The organism is Nitratireductor aquibiodomus NL21 = JCM 21793, from assembly GCF_000615975.1.
GTDB lineage: Bacteria > Pseudomonadota > Alphaproteobacteria > Rhizobiales > Rhizobiaceae > Nitratireductor > Nitratireductor aquibiodomus.
In genome coordinates this window covers 1-18,595 of the sequence record NZ_BAMP01000026.1, presented here as the reverse complement: position 1 = coordinate 18,595, position 18,595 = coordinate 1, and the positions used below count along the sequence as shown (strand labels likewise).

The following is an 18,595-nucleotide window of genomic DNA, read 5'->3' as shown; positions in this document are numbered from 1 at the left end:
CTCCGGCACCAGGCCGGGCGTCCAGTTCACAACCTCTCCGCAAGGATCCAACGCAGGCGGCAGGAGCCGCCTGCGTTGTCATGCGGAAACCGGATTACATGGTTTCGCCAGCTTCGAAAGCCTTGCGCTGAGCGTCCCGCTCCGCATCCGGAGCCGGAACCAGACCGTAATCGGCGAGCGGGCTTTCCGGGCCGACCATCTGGTCGTCGAGGAAGAACTCGACATATTCCTTCAGGCCCGGGACGACGCCGATATGGGCCTTCTTCACGTAGAACTGAAGCGGACGCGACACGGGGTATTCACCGGTGGAGATCGTGTCGACCGACGGCGTGATGCCGTTGATGGTGGCGACCTTCAGCTTGTCTGCATTGTTCTCGTAGAAGGAGAGGCCGAACACGCCGACGCCGGTCTTGTTGGCGTCGATGCGGGCGAGCGTCTCGGTGTAGTCGCCGTCGATGTCGACCGCACCACCGTCCTTGCGGACCGCAATGCATGCGTCTTCGGCAGCATCCTCGTCGAGACCAGCCTCTTCGGCTGCCTTGAGACCGCCAGCAACCTCACAGCCAGCCGCAAGCACCTTCTCCTCGAAGACTTCGCGAGTGCCGTGCTTTTCGCCCGGAATGTAGGCGGCAATGTCCCAGTCCGGCAGGTTCGGATTGACTTCGTTCCACTTCTTGTAGGGATTGTCGACCAGCTTGCCGTCGACAGCGACCTTCGCCGCCAGAGCCTTGTAGACATCAACCGGCTCAAGCGCCCAGTCCGGACCCTGGATATCCGTGGCGAAGACGATGCCGTCATAGCCGAACTGGACTTCCTGGATTTCCGTCACACCTGCTTCGGCGCAGGCTGCAACTTCCTTTTCGCGGATTTTGCGCGATGCATTGGCGATGTCGATCGTGGCTTCACCGACGCCCTTGCAGAACTCTTTCAGGCCAGCGGACGAACCACCGGACTCGACGACCGGCGTCTTGAAGTTCGGGAAGGTTTCACCGAAGTTCTCGGCAACGATCTTCGCATAGGGGAGAACGGTCGACGAACCGGCGATCTGTACCTGATCGCGGGCCGCGGCCGCACCGACCGCACCGGCAAGGGCGATCGTGGCCGCCGAAGCGGTAAGAAGGAATTTTTTCATTGGAGACAGCTCCCTGTTCGGAATTCGGTCAGACGCCCTGCCGGCGTCGAGGAGCGGAATAACAACTCTGTGTAACAGTTCCATGACAGTTCCGTGTCAGCCCGATTACGATGGCGAAACGACAGGTTTTTCGGGCGGGGGAACGGATTGCCGTTGCAACGAAGCGGCCGGCGAAGCCCGTGTGACAGGGCTGCTTTCGCTGCCCCTCAGGCGCAGCCGTTCTGCCAGAGGCACAATGCCCCCGTGCGGCTCTGTATCTGTGTCACAGTGAGTGTGTACATCACCCCGGATAATACCAGCTGGGTTGTCGCCGGGGTAAGAAGCGGGAGCCAACTGAAGTGTGCAGGAAGACCGTACTGGATGTGCAGAGCCAAAAAAGCCGGGCGGGGGAAACACCATATGGAATGGCAAATCACACTTGGCTGGGTTTAAAACCCGGATAGATCCTGTTGGGGCTCGTTTGGATCACCCACGGCCTGCGGACATCCGCCCGCCCGGAAAATAATGGTCAGCTATCGACCATTTGTCTCAACTTTAATGAGAGCACCAGATTCCCTAAATGGTGCGATCGCGCTAGTCCACGAGAAAGCCCGAGGGAGATGAATAATCAATAAACAACAATGAGTTAAGAGGTTTTTTTACTCATTTATTGATTGATTTCTGATGTACAAAACTCACCCAGGAGTTGATTTTCTCCAGGAGCGCCCTGGGGCTGATCGGCTTGGAAAGGTAATCATCCATCCCTGCTTCCAGACAGAGCTCGCGGTCACCTTTCAAGGCGTGAGCGGTAACACCGATGATCGGAACCCGTGTCCGCGTCTCCCGTTCCCGGTGGCGGATTTCCCGCGTTGCCTCCAGCCCGCTCATTCCGGGCATCGAAACATCCATCAGGATGAGGCGCGGTTTCCTGCGCTGATGCGCTTCCAGCGCATGTTTGCCACTTTCCACGATATCGAAACGCAGCCCGGCCTCGCTCAGAATCTGCCGGAAGACCAGCTGGTTCACTTCATTGTCTTCGGCAACCAGGATGTCGATGTCGGAAGAGACCTCATCCTCGTTCTGCAACGCCGCGTCGTCCACTTCAGTAGATTGCGCTGGGCTTTCCGGGAGGGGCTCCCGTACCATTCCGACTTCATGAACCGGCGCTGCGGCTCGGGCGGGCTGCATGGCAGCCACCATTGCCTCGAGGAGCGCCGACGATCGCGCTGGCTTGATCAGATGCGATGCAATGGACAGTTCGCGTGCCCCAAAGCCGGAAAGTGACTGGTCGACGGATGTCAAAAGAACCACCGGAACGTCCGCGATCGCCTGCTCCGCCCTCATCGCTTCCACCATCTCCAGCCCGTTCATGCCCGGCATCTGATAGTCGACAACGGCGCAGTCGACGCGCAGTCCCAGCTTTGCAGCAGCACGCAGCACATCCAGACCTTCGCCGGCATCCCGGGCCACGCAGGCGTCAAAACCCCAGTGCTCCATCTGTTCGCGGAGGATCATCCGGTTGACTGAGTTGTCATCAACAACAAGAACACGGGCGTTCGAGACTTCACGGGGTGCGAGGGGTTGCGGGGTCGCGCCCGCGGCCTTGGGCAAAATCAACGTGAACCAGAACGTCGATCCACGCCCCTCCACGCTCTCTACACCAATTTCACCGCCCATGAGATCGACGAGGCGCGAGGTGATGGCGAGCCCGAGGCCGGTGCCCTCATGGCGGCGCGTCGACGACGCATCGACCTGGCTGAACTTGTCGAAGATCAGGTGGAGCTTTTCCTTTGGAATTCCGATGCCGGTATCAGTGACACTGAACTGCAGCGCCAACGCGCCATCGGGTGTGTCGCTGCCGCTCACATTCACCAGAACATGCCCTTTTTCGGTGAACTTGACGGCGTTGCCCACAAGGTTCGTCAGAATCTGCCGGACGCGGCCGACATCACCCACCACGGCGCGCGTGATGCCCGGGTCCACCCGGACGATCAGCTCGAGATCCTTCTCCTTTGCCCGCGACGACATGAGGGTTGCCACATCGCCGACCGCCTCTCCGAGATAGAACGGATCGGCCTCAAGGACGATGTGACCCGCATCGATCTTGGAGAAGTCCAGAATATCATTGATGATGGTGAGAAGCGCATTGCCCGATTTCAGGATGATGTCGGCAAAGGTCTTCTGCTTGGCCGTTAGTTCTGTCTTTGCCAGCAACTCGGTCATACCGAGAACGCCGTTCATGGGCGTCCGGATCTCGTGGCTCATATTGGCCAGAAATTCAGATTTTGCCCGGTCGGCGAGCACGGCCTCCTCGCGTGCGGCCTGCAATTCGGCCTCACGCTGTTTCAGCTCGGTGATATCCACCCGCACACCAACGAAAGTGCCATCCTCGGTGCGTGTATCGATGGCCTTGACCCAGCGCCCATTGGCATGACTGCGCTCAAAGATGCGATGATGTACGTGATAGGAACGCAGATAGCCCGCGATCCAGGCTTCCCGATCGGTGTCATAAAGCGCATCGAGATCCGGATCTCCGCTTTGACGGAAGTATCCCGCATCGTGCGCGAGCTCGACCGCATCCCGCAGCGATTTTCCCGGCCGCATCGCCGGTATCATGGCCGGCAGTGCCTCCTGCATCTTGCGGTTGGCCAGAACATAGCGGTCGTCACGATCATAGATGACGACGCCGGCCGGAAGCGTCTCCAGAACCTCGGCAAGCTGCCGGCGCGCATCTTCGGCATCGTTCTCGCGCTTGCGGATATCGGAAATGTCGAACAGCGCCCCCACCACATAGGACGTGCCACTCTCCGTCTCCACGCGGCATTTGCGCACGATACGGTACTTGCCGATACCGGGCTGGTCGAAGTCTTCCTCGACCTCAAAATCCTCGCGGGTTTCGAGCACGCGCCGCTCGCTGCTCTCGAATGTCTCGGCAAGCTCCGGTGTCGTGAAATCGGCGGCACGCCGACCGAGAATCTCAGTCGCTTCGTCGCCAAGCGTACGCTTGAAGGCCCGGTTGGCAAGAACGAACCGGAGATCCTGATCCTTGGCGAAAACCGGATTGGGCAGTTCATCCAGGATGGCTTCGGCAAGCTTTGCCTTTTCGAGAGCCGCGGCCAGCGCACCTTCATGCCGCTTGAGCCTTGTGATGTCGGTGCAGACGCCGATGGCCCCGCCATCCTCGGTCCGCTTCTCGCGATGCATGACCCAGCGCCCGTCCGTGAAACGGAGCACGCTTTCAAAGGCCTCTTCGCGGCTGCGCAGATCGAGAACCCCGCGAAGCCACACCTCCGGCTCGAGCCCTTCTGAAGACAGTATTCTGCGCTCGAGACCGGCACGCAAAAGCGCCTCGAAAGACGTCCCTGGGCGGATGACGTCTTCCAGCCCTGCATACATGTCCAGCATGGCCTGGTTGCTGAGCACCAGGCGGTCGTCTGCGTCGTAACAGCAGAACGCGTCGCGGGTGACATCCAGTGCAGCCATCAGCCTTGCAAGATGCCCGCCGCTGCCCGTGCGATGATCGTGCACATCCACGCCATCGCCTGCTCCTCCTGCCCCGCGAAGGAGCTCCATCATCGGCGTGACGTTGCAGGCTACACCCCGGTAGCCGCGGAATCGGCCCTGGTCGTCGAAAAGCGGGAACCCGGATACAGAAATCCAGCGGCAGTCCGGAGGTCCACCTTCCAGGTCGTAAACGAACTGGCTGAACGGCTCGCGCGCCGCGAGAAGTCTCTCATGGGCCTCGACATCGCCGACGGGATGAAACGCATTGCGGGCCAGCGTGATGCGCGACCGGCCGATGAAACGCTCAGGATTCAGCCCGGTGATTCTCGCAAACTCTTCCGATATCCAGGTCAGCCGATGGGCTTCGTCGGCTTCCCAGACCCAGCCGGGCGCAGACCGCAGCAGAGCGGCCAGTTCATCGCCGCAAAAACGCTGCCCAACGTCTGAATCCTCGCCGGTCCCCAAAACTGTCCGCTCCCTAAAAAGGCACAAATCGAGCCTTCTCGTGACCTTAACGCATCAACAACAGTGTGGTTGCCAAGGCTTAACGATTTGCAAAGCATAAGAAGTGTTCGCAGCGCACCCTGCCAGACGGAGCTTGCCTGCCGCTGGAGCGCAGCACGATCAGCCTGCAAATCGAAAAAGTTTGGGAAAGTGGCACTCCCAAGGGGAATCGAACCCCTGTTTCCGCCGTGAGAGGGCGGCGTCCTGACCGCTAGACGATGGGAGCGCAGCGATTGCGGCGATATAGTCGCCTTCGCCGGCAAATGCAACAGCGGTTTTAAGTTCCCTGCGAATTTCGCTGCAAAAGATCCCAAAGATTGCCGTAGAGATCCGAAAAGACGGCCACGGTTCCGTAGGCCTCTTCCCGTGGCTCCTCACGAAACGTCACGCCAGCCTGCCGCATGGCGTGGTAATCGCGCCAGAAATCATCCGTATGCAGGAAGAGGAACACGCGCCCGCCTGCCTGATTGCCGATGCTGGCCGACTGTCCGTTTCCCGAAGCCTGCGCCAGAAGCAGCGCGCCGGGCGTCCCGGCGCCTGGCGCCATGACAACCCAGCGCTTTTCGGCAGAAACGACGGTGTCTTCAAGAAGGTGAAAGCCGAGCTTCCCGCGATACCAGGCGATTGCCTCGTCATAGTCGCGGACGACAAGCGTGGTGAGCGCGATGGAGCGGGACATGGTCAGGGCTGCAGCGCGAACCTGGCGATCATCCGACCGCTCGCCAGGTCGTAGAGACGCAGCTCCTCGGTGCCGTCGGCAAGGCGCAGATGCAGCGACACCCGCGTACCGTCCAGAGCCTGGGAGACAAGGCGCGCGCCCTCGGGAAGGTCGATGCTCCCTTCAACGGCATCGCCCGGCAGGGCAATCGTCTCGGCGGGCTCTTCGGAGCCACTGCTGAGCGTCTTGTAGACAAAGGCGAGCACGACAGCCATAACCGCTGCGAAGAGAATGCCCAGGTTGATGGCCATAAAACGGACCATCTTGCGGCGCACACGCTCGGCCGCCGGGTCGAGCTCTTCCTGCTCCAGGTCTTCCTGTTCTTGTGGCGTGGCCATGTCTCACCGTTTCGAAAGCAGTTCCAATGGGCGATCCTGATACCGAAGACCACAACGATTGGGAAGACACGAGTGCGCGCAAAGCGTTTACCGTCGAAGCAGAACATGCCGGAGAACGGCTTGATCGCTGGCTTTCGAGCCGTTTGGGCGCGTCCGTTTCACGCAGCCGCCTTCAGACGCTTATCCGCGCCGGTGCAGTGACGACGGACGAAAACCCGGTCACCGAGACGAAGCACAGGGTCGCGGAGGGCGAGGTCTACGCGCTGACAATACCTGAAGCGGAGCCTGCCGAGCCCAAAGCCGAAGCGATTCCGCTTCAGGTTCTCTACGAAGACGATGCACTGATCGTGATCAACAAACCGGCCGGTCTTGTTGTCCACCCCGCCCCAGGCAACTGGTCGGGCACGCTGGTTAATGCGCTGCTGCACCATTGCGGCGCCTCACTCTCGGGCATTGGTGGCGTGCGCAGGCCGGGCATCGTGCACCGCCTCGACCGTGATACAAGCGGCGTCATGGTCGTTGCAAAGACGGACAATGCCCATCGCCTTCTTTCGGAGACCTTTGCCGACCACGGCCGGAGCGGCGACCTGGAGCGCGCCTATGTCGCCGTCGTCTGGGGTGCACCGGAGCGGATGGCGGGGACCATCGACGCCCCGCTCGGGCGCCATGCACAGAGCCGGACATTGCGAGCCGTCGTGCCGACGGGGCGCAGCGATGCGCGCCACGCGGTGACCCGCTATCAGGTGCAGAAGCGTTACGGAGCCGATGGCAGCGGCAAGGCGTTTGCCGCGAAAGTGGAATGCAGGCTGGAAACCGGACGCACCCATCAGATCCGTGTCCATATGGCCCATATCGGTCACCCGCTTATCGGTGACGCGGACTATGGCCGCGCATTCCGCACGAAGGTAAACCGCCTGCCGGAAGACATACGCCCTACAGTCGCCGCTTTTCCGCGTCAGGCTCTTCATGCGCGCCTGTTGGCTTTCCGCCATCCGGAGACCGGTGACCTCATGCGTTTCGAGGCCGATCCGCCTCCCGACATGATGGCATTGACAAGCGCGCTGGATATTTTGTAATTATCGGTACAATAATATTATTGTTCACCGCCTGGTGACATAATGTTGACAGCAGGATGAAACTTTAACCGTCGGAATTCGTTCCTATATAGGATATGGTGCGATGCATCAAAGATGGTCGCGCTGTCTCTCATTCCAGCAAACGCCAGGTTTTCAAGGCGTCCCCGCATGAGCATATCCGGCAAAGGAGGGTGCTTAAATGGCCCAGACATTACCCAGCATCGCTTCAGGTGAAGGCGGACTGACCCGCTACCTGGAGGAGATTCGCCGCTTCCCCATGCTTCAGCCCGAGGAAGAGTACATGCTCGCCAAGCGCTATTCAGAGCATGACGATACGGCGGCTGCACACAAGCTCGTGACGAGCCACCTGCGTCTCGTGGCCAAGATCGCCATGGGATATCGCGGCTATGGCCTGCCGATCGGCGAAGTCATTTCCGAAGGCAATGTCGGCCTGATGCAGGCCGTGAAGAAATTCGAACCGGAGCGCGGCTTCCGTCTCGCCACCTATGCCATGTGGTGGATCAAGGCCTCGATCCAGGAATATATCCTGCGCTCGTGGAGCCTCGTGAAAATGGGCACTACGGCGAACCAGAAGCGCCTGTTCTTCAACCTTCGCAAGGTGAAGAGCAAGATTCAGGCACTCGATGACGGCGACCTGAATCCCGAACAGGTTTCGGAAATCGCCACGCGCCTCAATGTCAGCGAGGAAGAGGTGATTTCGATGAATCGCCGCCTGTCCGGCGACGCTTCGCTCAACGCGCCCATCCGGGCGACCGAGGGCGAATCGGGCGAATGGCAGGACTGGCTGGTCGACGATGGCGAAAGCCAGGAGGACTTGCTGGTCGAGCAGGACGAACTGGAAACCCGCCGCCGCATGCTCGGCGACGCCATGTCGGTGCTGAACGATCGCGAGAAGCGCATTTTCCAGGCCCGGCGCCTTTCCGAGGATCCGATGACCCTGGAAGAGCTTTCGGGTGAATTCGACATCAGCCGCGAGCGCGTGCGCCAGATCGAGGTCCGCGCCTTCGAGAAGGTGCAGGAAGCGGTGCAGAACTCGGCTCGCCAGCAGGCACTGGCCGCCAAGGCCATGGCAGCCGAGGCACACCGCCAGGCAGGCGCCTGATACGGAAACGTGCAACTTGCATGAACTGAAAAAAGCCGGTGGTCTCCCGCCGGCTTTTTTTTGAGGTTGTTTCTAATGCATGTCGCTTTCAAATGAGTTCATTTGAAAGACAACGAACATGCATCATTTGAAAGTGTTACAGTGTCCTTTGCGCGTCTTGTAAAACGCGCGGCGCTGTAGAGCATCGGAATAATCCGAAAGCCGGTTTCCACTTTTCGGTCCGATGCTCCATCAACGATCTAAGCAACTTGCGGGAAAGCCACCGTCCCGTCAGCCGCTCGTCGCATTCTGCCAGGCGTTGAGCACATCGGTGAAAACCTTCTCACCGGGAATGCCCTTCTCAATCGTGATAAGCGCACGGCGTCCCGACTTGTAGACCACGGGTATGTCGATCCAGCTCTGGCGGCGCAGAAGGAGCATATTGGTCTCGGCATCGGCAGTGCTGTCGCTGAGCGCAACGAGGAAGAAGCCGTCGGCGATCTTGGCCGGGATGCCAAGCAGCGGATTGCCCGTATCCTGCTCGGACCGCTTCAGGGACACACGCAGGACATTGTCGATACCACCGCCGTCGAAATCGTCCGGTGTGAGGAAGATGATCTCGAGAATATGGCTGGCCGGCAGAGACTCGTCGGCATTGCGCCGGATCGTCATCTTGAGCTGCAGATTTTTCTCGGGGATCGTTGCATCGGCCCGAATGGCCGGCTCGGGTGGAAGATCGTTGCCGGGCGATTCCTGCACCACGGACCAGACGACCGCGCCGAGATCCGCGGACCCCTGCGAAACGCTCGTGCGCTCTTCATAGAAGATCGCCTTCTGGCCCACGGGCAGCGCTTCGCCGGCGCCCGGGCTCTCCGGCTGACCGTTCTGAACCGGTGCCGGTTGCACCGCTGTTTCATCGCCCTGCACCGTTGCCTGTGCCACGGACGTGCCTTCGCCAAGACCGGGTTCTCCACCGGCTGGGCCCTCATCGACCTCGCGTCCATCTTCGAGCAGCCGCTGGGTAAATTTACGAACCGGCGCCGGCTCGGCTGGCGGACTGGTCTCAGCACCACCGCTCTCGGCTGCAGCCTGCTCGGTTCCCTGAGTATCCGCCGGTGCGCCTTCTCCTGCCTCCGAGCCGCTCTCACCGCTCTCCGCAACCGTCTGCCCATCACCCTCGAAATCAGCGAGCCTGGCGAGATCGTCCCTGTAGAACCAGGCGCCGGCGGCAATGGCGGCCACGAGGAGCAGCACCCAGCCCGGCGACCAGCCCGGAAGCTCCACCCTTGCGCGGCCTGGCGCGCGGCGGCGGCGGAGGTGTCTCCAGGGCGACATCCTCACCTGAAGACGAGATCGGCGCTTCGGAGCGCACGGCATGGTCCGTTTCGCTCCCTTCTGACGCAGCCTCGGCTTCCTTCTGCGCTTCCGCAGCCGGGGGAGCAGGTTCCGGCGTCGGAGCCGGCGTCTCGAAGGCGGGAGGAACGGAAACACCCGGCTTCGCCGGATCGACATCCAGTTCGGCAAAGATCTGGTCTAGTTCATCCTGTGCTGGTTCCTCAGGCTGGGGCGGAGGCGCATATTCGGCCTCGACCTTGGCGATTGCGTCTTCAAGCAGCTTGCGCTGGCGGTCAGCCACCGCAGCGGACGGCGCCGGGTCCATGCCCGCAAGCTTGTTCTCGATCGTTGTCCGGGCCTTCTGATAGATGCGCTCGCGCGCCGCCGGAGTGTTTTCCGACAACGCCTCGATCGTCTTCTTCAGAACCGCAGAAAAATCCGCCATGCCTTATCAAACCTGTTTTACTTCTTGAACGCGCGGCCATTTCCACAGACACGCAAAACAGTTCCGCCCGCGAAACTAGTCCTGAAAAGGATCGGTCACAAGTATGGCGTCTTCGCGTTCGGGACTGGTGGAAAGAATCGCCACCGGCGCGCCAATCAGTTCCTCCACGTGGCGGACATATTTAACCGCCTGAGCCGGGAGGTCCGTCCACTTGCGTGCGCCCTTGGTCGTGCCCTTCCAGCCTTCAAGCGTCTCATAAACGGGTTCGAGGCGGGCCTGCGCGCCCTGACCTGCCGGGAGATAATCGATCAGTTCGCCGTCGAGCCTGTAGCCGGTGCAGATCTTGATCTCGTCCATCCCATCGAGAACATCGAGCTTGGTGAGAGCGATGCCGTTCATGCCGTTGGCGACGACTGCCTGGCGCACGAGAACCGCATCGAACCAGCCGCAGCGCCGCTTGCGCCCGGTAACGGTGCCAAACTCATGACCGCGCGTGCCGAGGAACTCGCCGACCTCGTTGTCCTGCTCTGTCGGAAACGGCCCTTCGCCAACGCGGGTCGTATAGGCCTTGGTGATGCCAAGCACGTAATCGATGGAACCCGGTCCAAGACCGGAGCCGGTGGCTGCCTGTCCGGCAATCGTGTTGGAGGACGTCACGAAAGGATAGGTGCCGTGGTCGATGTCGAGCATCGTTCCCTGCGCGCCCTCGAACAGGATGCGCTGGCCTGCCCGGCGCGCATCCTCAAGAATTTTCCAGACACGATCCACATAGGGGAGGATCTTGTCAGCCACCGAGGTGAGCTCGTCCATGATGGCCTGGTGCGTCACCTCTTCGTGGCCGAGCCCCCGGCGCAGGGCGTTATGATGCGTGAGCAGGCGGTCGATCTTCATCGGCAGCGTGTCGCTGTTGGCCAGATCCATGACACGGATCGCGCGGCGGCCGACTTTGTCTTCATAGGCCGGACCAATGCCGCGACGGGTGGTGCCGATCTTCGTACCCGAATTGGAAGCGGCATCCTCGCGGAACCCGTCGAGCTCACGGTGGAGCGACAGGATCAGAGCCGTGTTCTCGGCAATCTTCAGCCGGTCCGGCGTCACCTCGATCCCCTGCTCGGCAAGACGCCGCATTTCCGCAACGAAAGCATGCGGGTCGAACACGACACCATTGCCGATGACCGAGAGCTTTCCCGGACGCACCACGCCGGAGGGCAGCAGTGACAGCTTGTAGCTCACGCCGTCGATGACGAGGGTATGACCGGCATTGTGGCCGCCCTGGAAACGCGCCACCACGTCGGCGCGCTCCGACAGCCAGTCCACGATCTTGCCCTTGCCCTCGTCGCCCCACTGCGAGCCGACAACCACCACATTTGCCATGAAAACGTCCTTCCGGCGCAACGTCCGGCGGGTCCCCCGCTGGATGACTCAAGAAATCGAAACGCCTCTATAGAGCCTCCGGAGCCCGGTGGGAACCATCTCGCGTCCTGCGAACCCGATTTCCCGTCTCCAGAGGCACTCATGTCGCACTTGACGAAAAAACCGGATCGGCGTAACTCCGTCCGTGGGCCACCTCTCCCCACCGAGAGGCGTGCTATCTGGAAGGATAGGATATATCATGAGCACACTCCCCACGCCGGACCTCCGTCCGGCCAATACGCATTTTTCCTCAGGTCCCTGCACAAAACGTCCCGGCTGGTCGCTTGACGCGCTCGCCGACGCTCCCCTTGGCCGGTCGCATCGTTCTTCCATCGGCAAGGCGAAACTGGCAGAGGCCATCAATCTTACCCGTGAAATTCTGCAGGTTCCGGCCGATTACCGCATCGGCATCGTGCCTGCATCCGACACCGGCGCCGTCGAAATGGCGCTCTGGTCGCTGCTTGGCGAGCGCGGCGTCGATATGGTTGCCTGGGAATCCTTCGGTGCCGGCTGGGTCACCGACGTGGTCAAGCAGCTGAAACTCGATGACGTTCGCCGCATCGAAGCCGATTATGGCGATCTGCCGGATCTCAACTCCATCGATTTCGACCGCGACGTGGTGTTCACCTGGAACGGCACCACCTCCGGCGTGCGCGTGCCCGATGGCAATTTCATCCCCGCGAACCGCGCGGGCCTGACCATCTGCGACGCCACATCGGCGGCTTTCGCGCAGCGCCTGCCCTTCGACAAGCTCGATGTGGTCACCTTCTCCTGGCAGAAGGTGCTTGGCGGTGAAGGCGCCCATGGCGTCATCATCCTTTCGCCGCGCGCCGTGGAACGGCTGGAAGGCTACACGCCCGCATGGCCGCTACCCAAGATCTTCCGCCTGACCAAGGGCGGCAAGCTGATCGAGGGCATCTTCCGTGGTGAAACGATCAACACGCCCTCCATGCTGTGCGTGGAAGACTATCTGGACGCGCTGAACTGGGCGAAGGCCATTGGCGGCCTCGACGGTCTCGTTGCCCGCGCCAATGCGAACTTCGCCGTGATCGACGAATTCGTGCGCCGCACGCCCTGGCTCGACCATCTGGCGAAAGTGCCGGCAACACGCTCCAACACATCGGTGTGCCTGTCGATCGTCGATCCAGAGATCGCCGCACTCGATGCGGGCGAGCAGGCTGCCTTTGCCAAAGGCATGGTCTCCGCACTGGCCAAGGCAGGCGTCGCCTATGACATCGGTCACTATCGCGATGCGCCCTCGGGCCTGCGAATCTGGGCCGGCGCCACGGTGGAAGCCTCCGATCTGGAAGCGCTGATGCCCTGGCTCGACTGGGCGTTCCAGTCGCAGAAGGCGAGCCTCAAGGCCGCAGCCTGACACGATACTGCGGCTCCTGAACCGGAGCCGCCTTCCCACTTCATTTTATTGAAACAGGAGGCCGCCATGGCGCCCCGCGTACTCGTATCCGACAAACTGTCGCCCACCGCCGTCCAGATCTTCAAGGATCGCGGCGTCGAGGTGGATTACCTGCCCGACCTTGGCAAGGACAAGGAAAAGCTTCTTTCCGTCATCGACCAATATGACGGCCTTGCCATCCGCTCGGCGACCAAGGTCACCGAAAAGCTCATCAACAACGCCACAAACCTGAAAGTGGTGGGCCGCGCCGGCATCGGCGTCGACAATGTCGACATTCCGGCCGCATCGCGCCGCGGCATCATCGTGATGAACACGCCATTCGGCAACTCGATCACGACCGCCGAGCACGCCATCGCCATGCTTTTTGCGGTTGCCCGCCAGATCCCGGAGGCCAACACCTCCACGCATGACGGCAAGTGGGAAAAGAACCGCTTCATGGGTGTCGAGATCACCGGCAAGACGCTGGGTGTGATCGGTTGCGGCAATATCGGTTCCGTGGTCGCGATGCGCGCCATCGGCCTGAAGATGCATGTGGTGGCCTTCGACCCATTCCTTTCGGCAGAACGTGCCTCGGAACTGGGTGTCGAGAAAGTCGAACTCGACGAGCTGCTCAAACGCGCCGATTTCATCACCCTGCACACGCCGCTGACGGACAAGACGCGTGGCGTGATCGACAAGGATGCCATCGCGAAGATGAAAAAGGGCGTGCGCATCATCAACTGCGCGCGTGGCGGCCTTGTGGTCGAGGCCGATCTCGTTGAAGGCCTGAAATCCGGCAAGGTGGCCGGTGCGGGCATCGACGTGTTCGAGACGGAACCGGCGACGGAGAACCCGCTCTTCAACATGCCCAACGTGGTCTGCACACCGCATCTGGGCGCGTCCACCAGCGAGGCCCAGGAGAACGTGGCCATCCAGGTGGCGGAGCAGATGGCGGACTATCTGACGAAGGGGGCGGTCACGAATGCGATCAACATGCCCTCGATCAGCGCCGAGGAAGCCCCGCGCCTCAAACCCTTCATCAAGCTCGCGGAAGTGCTGGGCGCATTCGTCGGTCAGGTGACCGACGAGGCCATCGAGGAAGTGGAGATCCTGTTCGACGGCTCCACCACCGAGATGAACCGCCGCGCGTTGATCAGCGCGGCACTCGCCGGCCTGATCCGCCCGCAGGTGGCTGATGTCAACATGGTCTCGGCCCCGATCATGGCCAAGGAGCGCGGCATCATTCTTTCGGAGGTCAAGCGCGACAAGTCGGGCGTGTTCGATGGCTATATCAAGCTGACGGTGAAGACCTCCGAGAAGACGCGCACCATCGCCGGTACGGTGTTCTCCGACGGCAAGCCGCGCTTCATCCAGATCAAGGGCATCAATCTCGATGCCGAGGTCGGCCAGCACATGCTCTACACGACCAATTACGACGTGCCGGGCATTATCGGCCTGCTGGGCTCGATCTGCGCCAAGCACCAGGTCAACATCGCCAACTTCCAGCTCGGCCGCAACAGGCCGGGCGGCGATGCCATCGCCCTGCTTTACCTCGACGCGCCCTTCCCGCCGGAAGTCCTGCGCGAGCTGCGCGCAACCGACGTGATCCTCTCGGCCAAGCCATTGGCCTTCGACGTGGCGGCATAGGGGGCAAACAGTCTTGTGGAATTGCAATGCCGGCGTCATGCGCCGGCATTTGCATGTCTATCCTGTTGGTGGAGTGTCGGAATTCCCGAAACCAGGCTCCACTTTGCGGCCTGAAGCTCTGGAAGCCAGTTTCCGGCCACCATGCTCTGCCAGCCATATCCCGCCAAGCACCATGAACAGCGCGACGGCGTGATAGGTGAAGAAGGCTTCACGCAGAATGACGATCGACAGGAGCGTTCCGAAGATCGGCACCAGATTGATGAACAGGCCGGCGCGGTTACCGCCAATCAGCTCATTGCCGCGAATATAAAGCGTCTGCGCGAAGATGGAGGGGAACAGCACAACGTAGAACACCACCATCCAGCCTGAAAGTCGGGGGCGATGAGCCGGTCGGTCGCGATCTCCCAGGCCACCAGCGGCAGGGACGCCAGAAGCGCAAAGAACGAGAGCACGAACATCAGGCTCAGCCAGTGAATATTCGGCTTTAACCGCAGCCCGACCGTGTAACCCGCATAGAGCAGGACGGCGACAAGCATCAGCGCGTCGCCAAAGTTCACATTCAGGTCGAGAAGGCGGGAAAACGCGCCATGGCTGGCAACCAGCGCTACGCCGACCAGAGACAGAACGAAGCCGGCAATCTGCAGAAAACTCACGCGCTGGCGAAACAGGACAAAATTGGCAACGAAGATAACCATCGGCACCGCACCCTGCTCGATGGCGATGTTGATGGCCGAGGTGAACTGGGCGGAACTGTAGAAAACAGCGTTGAACCCGGTGAAACCGAGCGTGCCCAGCGCCGCCAGTAACGGCAGCTTCGGCCGGATCTCCGGCCAGTCACGCCGGAGATGCGGCCAGGCAAAGGCAGCGAGCAGCGCACAGCCAATGACCCAGCGAAGCGTTGTCAGCATCATCGGCGAAACATGGCCGACAGCCAGCCGGCTGGCCACGGCATTGCCGCCCCAGAAGAGCGTGGTCAGGCAGAGAAAGACATAGGCTTGGCGGTGCATGGGTACACAGTCAGAACAGCGATGGGTTCAGCCTGATAGAGCCTCGGACCAAAATCGTAAATGCCAACGTCATAATTCGACATGCAAACTGTTGCACAAATGCTCGGACGGACAGAACGGCGTGCAGTTGAACGTTTCCATGAAACAGAGAACCGGTCTAAGGTCGGTCGAATCGCTGCAACACCGACCGCCTGCATCCGGGTTGTCTGTGGACATGCGAACAATCGTTGATTGCGCTTCCGGTTCCTGCATGGCAAAGCGCGGTCGTATGAGCTCTTAAGTGCGGGCGAGAAGCAACGTTGAACGACGTGTCCAAACCAGCGGGCAAGGATGACGGCCCCGCCAATCGCAGCGCCAGGCGCGTTCTGAAACGCAGCCCAGCCGAGCCCAGCCCCGACCTGGAGGACGTGCTCCAGCACGGTGCATCTCTGCGCCAGCGACGCCTGCTGCGAAACCTGCGCCCCATGCTGCCGGAGATTCTGGCCGCCGGCATTTTGCAGTGCATGATCTACAGCGCTTTCATTCTCAACGCATCACGCAGCGACTGGAACAATCTGGCAATCGTCTGCTCGGTGCTTTTCTTGCTGCCCTTCGCCGTCGCGCTGGCCCTGCTTGGCTTTCGCAGGCAGCGCAACACGTTTTCCATCGCGATCTTCGTCACCTTCGTGTGTTTCAACGTGGCTGTCGCGGTTCTGTCCGGCCTGCGCATTCCGGTGAGCTACTCGGCTCTTCTGACGGCCTACCCGATCGCCACGATCGCCATGATCGTCGCCAATCTGAGGCTTCACCGGTCTCTGGAGGACCGCGTTGCCCTGCTCGACTTCCCTCAGGCCGCTCAGGTTGCAGCGAGGCTTGCAGGCCATGTGGCTGTGATCAGCGACAAGACAGCGGATATCGGCGCCTATGACCGACTGCTGATCGACACCAGAACACACCACAACCCGGATTGGTCGACCTTCCTAACAAAGGCCTACATGGTCGGGGTCGACGTTACCCCCTGGTTCAACTTTCTCGAGCTGCGCGAAGGCCGCGTGGATGTGGGCGCGTTCGACGTTTCGCACCTCGCCTACACGCCAAGCCAGATCTACTATTCCAAAGCGAAACGCGCGCTTGATCTCATCGCCGTCATCGTCACGGCGCCGATCACCATCGCTGGGGTTTGCAGTCTGGCTCTATATCCGGGCCCTCGATGGCGGGCCGGCGATCTTCGTGCAAACCGTCGGGGCTATGGCGGGCGCCCTTTCAACATGCTCAAGTTTCGGACCATGTATCATGGCAGGCAGGGCGGAGCGACGCGCACGAACGACGACCGGATCATAAAGGGATGCCGGGTGCTGCGCCGCCTGCGGCTGGATGAGCTTCCCCAGCTCATCAATATCTGGCGCGGAGAAATGAGCCTCGTGGGACCACGCCCCGTCGCTGAATATGTGGCGCAGGCGAGTGAGGCAGAAGAGCCAAAATTCATCCACCGCACCATGGTGCTGCCCGGCATCACCGGCTGGGCACAGGTGAATTCCGGCTATGCGGGCACAACCCAGGAAGAGATCAACAAACTCTCCTACGACCTCTATTACATCAAGCATCTGTCATTCGATCTCGACGTGCTCATCATACTTTCAACGATCAGCACCGTCCTGTTCGGTCGCGGCGCCCGCTAGGGCATCGGACCGAAAAGTGGAATCCGGTTTTCCGATTGTTCCGATGCTCCATCAATGGTTTAGATCGTCCTTTGTGCGTCCGGATGGACGCACGGCGATCTAGAGTATTTTGCAGTCAGGTGGAGTGGCGCAGCGTTTCCATGAAACGATGAACCGCTCCAGGTCCTGAGGCCGGGCTCTCCATGTATGGTGAAAAATCTTCTCCCAAGAGACATTCACCATTGGCGCACAATCGCTTAAAGAGAAGCGCACGCAGCGTCAGGGGAGGAGAACACCGTCATGAGCCATCCGAAGATCATCTGCATGGGTGAACCGATGATCGAGTTCAACCAGGTGGACGACACGGGCCGCTATCTCTTCGGCTACGGCGGCGACACCTCCAACTGCGCCATCGCAGCCGCGCGCGCCGGCGCATCGGTCGGGTTCTTCACCGCGCTCGGCGCAGACGAGTTCGGCGACAGCCTCATGCAGCTCTGGGCAGACAATGGCGTGGACGCTAGCCAGGTCCTGCGCAACCCGGATGCCCATACGGGTGTCTACTTCGTCAGCCATGGCGAGAACGGCCATGTCTTCTCCTATCTGCGCAAGGGTTCGGCGGCGAGCCGCGTCGCTCCGCGCGACTTGCCCCGCAGCGCCATCGAGAACGCCGACATTCTGCATCTGTCGGGCATCTCCATGGCCATCAGCGCCGATGCAAGCGATGCGGTTCTCGAAGCCATAGACATTGCCCGCGCCGCCGGCACCAAAGTCTCCTTCGACACCAATCTGCGCCTGAAGCTGTGGCCGCTCGAGCGCGCCCGCGCACTCACCGAAGCCGCCATGCGCAAGGCCGACATCGCGCTTCCCGGTCTGGAAGACGCCGAACAGCTGGTCGGCATCAGCGACCCGGACGCCATCGCCGATCATTATCTGGGTCTTGGCGCTGGCATCGTCGCGCTGACGCTCGGCAAGGATGGCTGCCTCGTCGCCACGCCGGATGAGCGCCGCCGCGTGCCCGGCATCAGGGTCAACGCCGTCGACGCCACGGGTGCGGGCGACACGTTCGATGGCAATTTCCTCGCCGAGCTCAATCGCCATGGCGACCCGTTCGAGGCCGCGCGCTACGCCAATGCGGCCGCTGCCCTTTCCACACAGGGCTTTGGCGCAGTCGCTCCCATGCCCATGCGCGAAACGGTTTTGAAGGCGCTCGCGGAAGCCGCCTGATCTATTCCAGAAAAACATCCACGCTGGCGGAACGTCCGGCCGCGTCGATCACCGTCAGGTCGATGCGCCGCCGCCATCGGGCACCCAGTTCGCCCTGCGCCGGCGATAGGCCTCCGGCAGCGGCTCGCCATTGGCCAGCCA

General features: G+C 61.2%; 11 protein-coding genes, 1 tRNA gene and 2 pseudogenes. 6 read left to right on the top strand and 8 right to left on the bottom strand.

Features of this window, described 5'->3' with window-relative positions; all coding sequences use genetic code 11:
- Nucleotides 1–94 precede the first annotated feature (94 nt).
- From JCM21793_RS09505 to JCM21793_RS09485, 5 genes are all read right to left on the bottom strand, one after another.
- A complete protein-coding gene (locus JCM21793_RS09505) occupies nucleotides 95–1,132 on the bottom strand; it encodes a PstS family phosphate ABC transporter substrate-binding protein (protein ID WP_007010227.1) in 1,038 nt (345 codons plus the stop codon).
- 642 nt (nucleotides 1,133–1,774) lie between these two features.
- On the bottom strand, nucleotides 1,775–5,080 hold the full coding sequence (locus tag JCM21793_RS09500) for a response regulator (RefSeq protein ID WP_025030222.1): 3,306 nt from the start codon (nucleotides 5,078–5,080) through the stop codon (nucleotides 1,775–1,777).
- A gap of 190 nt (nucleotides 5,081–5,270) precedes the next feature.
- Nucleotides 5,271–5,345 (bottom strand) — tRNA-Glu (locus JCM21793_RS09495).
- A 51-nt stretch (nucleotides 5,346–5,396) separates the two neighbouring features.
- The gene (locus JCM21793_RS09490; protein WP_025030221.1) at nucleotides 5,397–5,798 is read right to left on the bottom strand and encodes a VOC family protein; all 402 of its coding nucleotides are present in this window, start codon (nucleotides 5,796–5,798) and stop codon (nucleotides 5,397–5,399) included.
- Nucleotides 5,799–5,800: 2 nt separating this feature from the next.
- Nucleotides 5,801–6,175 carry a hypothetical protein gene (locus JCM21793_RS09485; RefSeq protein WP_025030220.1) on the bottom strand — a complete coding sequence of 125 codons (375 nt, stop codon included), beginning with the start codon at nucleotides 6,173–6,175 and terminating at the stop codon, nucleotides 5,801–5,803.
- A gap of 26 nt (nucleotides 6,176–6,201) precedes the next feature.
- Here JCM21793_RS09485 and JCM21793_RS09480 point away from each other — a divergent pair, with 26 nt between their 5' ends.
- Together JCM21793_RS09480 and rpoH are read left to right on the top strand one after the other, a co-directional pair.
- Nucleotides 6,202–7,251: an RluA family pseudouridine synthase gene (locus tag JCM21793_RS09480; RefSeq protein WP_025030219.1), complete on the top strand. Its 1,050-nt coding sequence runs from the start codon at nucleotides 6,202–6,204 to the stop codon at nucleotides 7,249–7,251.
- A gap of 199 nt (nucleotides 7,252–7,450) precedes the next feature.
- Nucleotides 7,451–8,374, top strand: coding sequence for an RNA polymerase sigma factor RpoH (gene rpoH / locus JCM21793_RS09475; RefSeq protein WP_007010590.1), 924 nt, complete (start codon nucleotides 7,451–7,453; stop codon nucleotides 8,372–8,374).
- Between the two features lie 270 nt (nucleotides 8,375–8,644).
- On the opposite strand, the pseudogene JCM21793_RS25065 reads toward rpoH, so the two are convergent.
- Together JCM21793_RS25065 and JCM21793_RS09465 are read right to left on the bottom strand one after the other, a co-directional pair.
- Nucleotides 8,645–10,133, bottom strand: a pseudogene (locus tag JCM21793_RS25065) (hypothetical protein).
- A gap of 75 nt (nucleotides 10,134–10,208) precedes the next feature.
- Complete coding sequence (locus JCM21793_RS09465) at nucleotides 10,209–11,507, bottom strand: adenylosuccinate synthase (protein ID WP_007010592.1); 1,299 nt, start codon at nucleotides 11,505–11,507, stop codon at nucleotides 10,209–10,211.
- A 238-nt stretch (nucleotides 11,508–11,745) separates the two neighbouring features.
- Between JCM21793_RS09465 and JCM21793_RS09460 the strand changes: the two genes are divergently transcribed.
- A complete protein-coding gene (locus tag JCM21793_RS09460; RefSeq protein ID WP_025030218.1) occupies nucleotides 11,746–12,921 on the top strand; it encodes a phosphoserine transaminase in 1,176 nt (391 codons plus the stop codon).
- Nucleotides 12,922–12,987: 66 nt separating this feature from the next.
- Nucleotides 12,988–14,586: a phosphoglycerate dehydrogenase gene (gene serA, locus JCM21793_RS09455; protein ID WP_025030217.1), complete on the top strand. Its 1,599-nt coding sequence runs from the start codon at nucleotides 12,988–12,990 to the stop codon at nucleotides 14,584–14,586.
- Between the two features lie 57 nt (nucleotides 14,587–14,643).
- On the opposite strand, the pseudogene JCM21793_RS25060 reads toward serA, so the two are convergent.
- A pseudogene (locus JCM21793_RS25060) lies at nucleotides 14,644–15,593 on the bottom strand (DMT family transporter).
- A gap of 308 nt (nucleotides 15,594–15,901) precedes the next feature.
- Here JCM21793_RS25060 and JCM21793_RS28195 point away from each other — a divergent pair.
- Both JCM21793_RS28195 and JCM21793_RS09440 read left to right on the top strand, forming a co-directional pair.
- Nucleotides 15,902–17,251 (top strand): sugar transferase, encoded by a 1,350-nt coding sequence (locus JCM21793_RS28195; RefSeq protein WP_155983407.1) that lies wholly within the window; start codon nucleotides 15,902–15,904, stop codon nucleotides 17,249–17,251.
- Nucleotides 17,252–17,530: 279 nt separating this feature from the next.
- On the top strand, nucleotides 17,531–18,454 hold the full coding sequence (locus tag JCM21793_RS09440) for a sugar kinase (protein ID WP_025030215.1): 924 nt from the start codon (nucleotides 17,531–17,533) through the stop codon (nucleotides 18,452–18,454).
- Nucleotides 18,455–18,595: the final 141 nt, after the last annotated feature.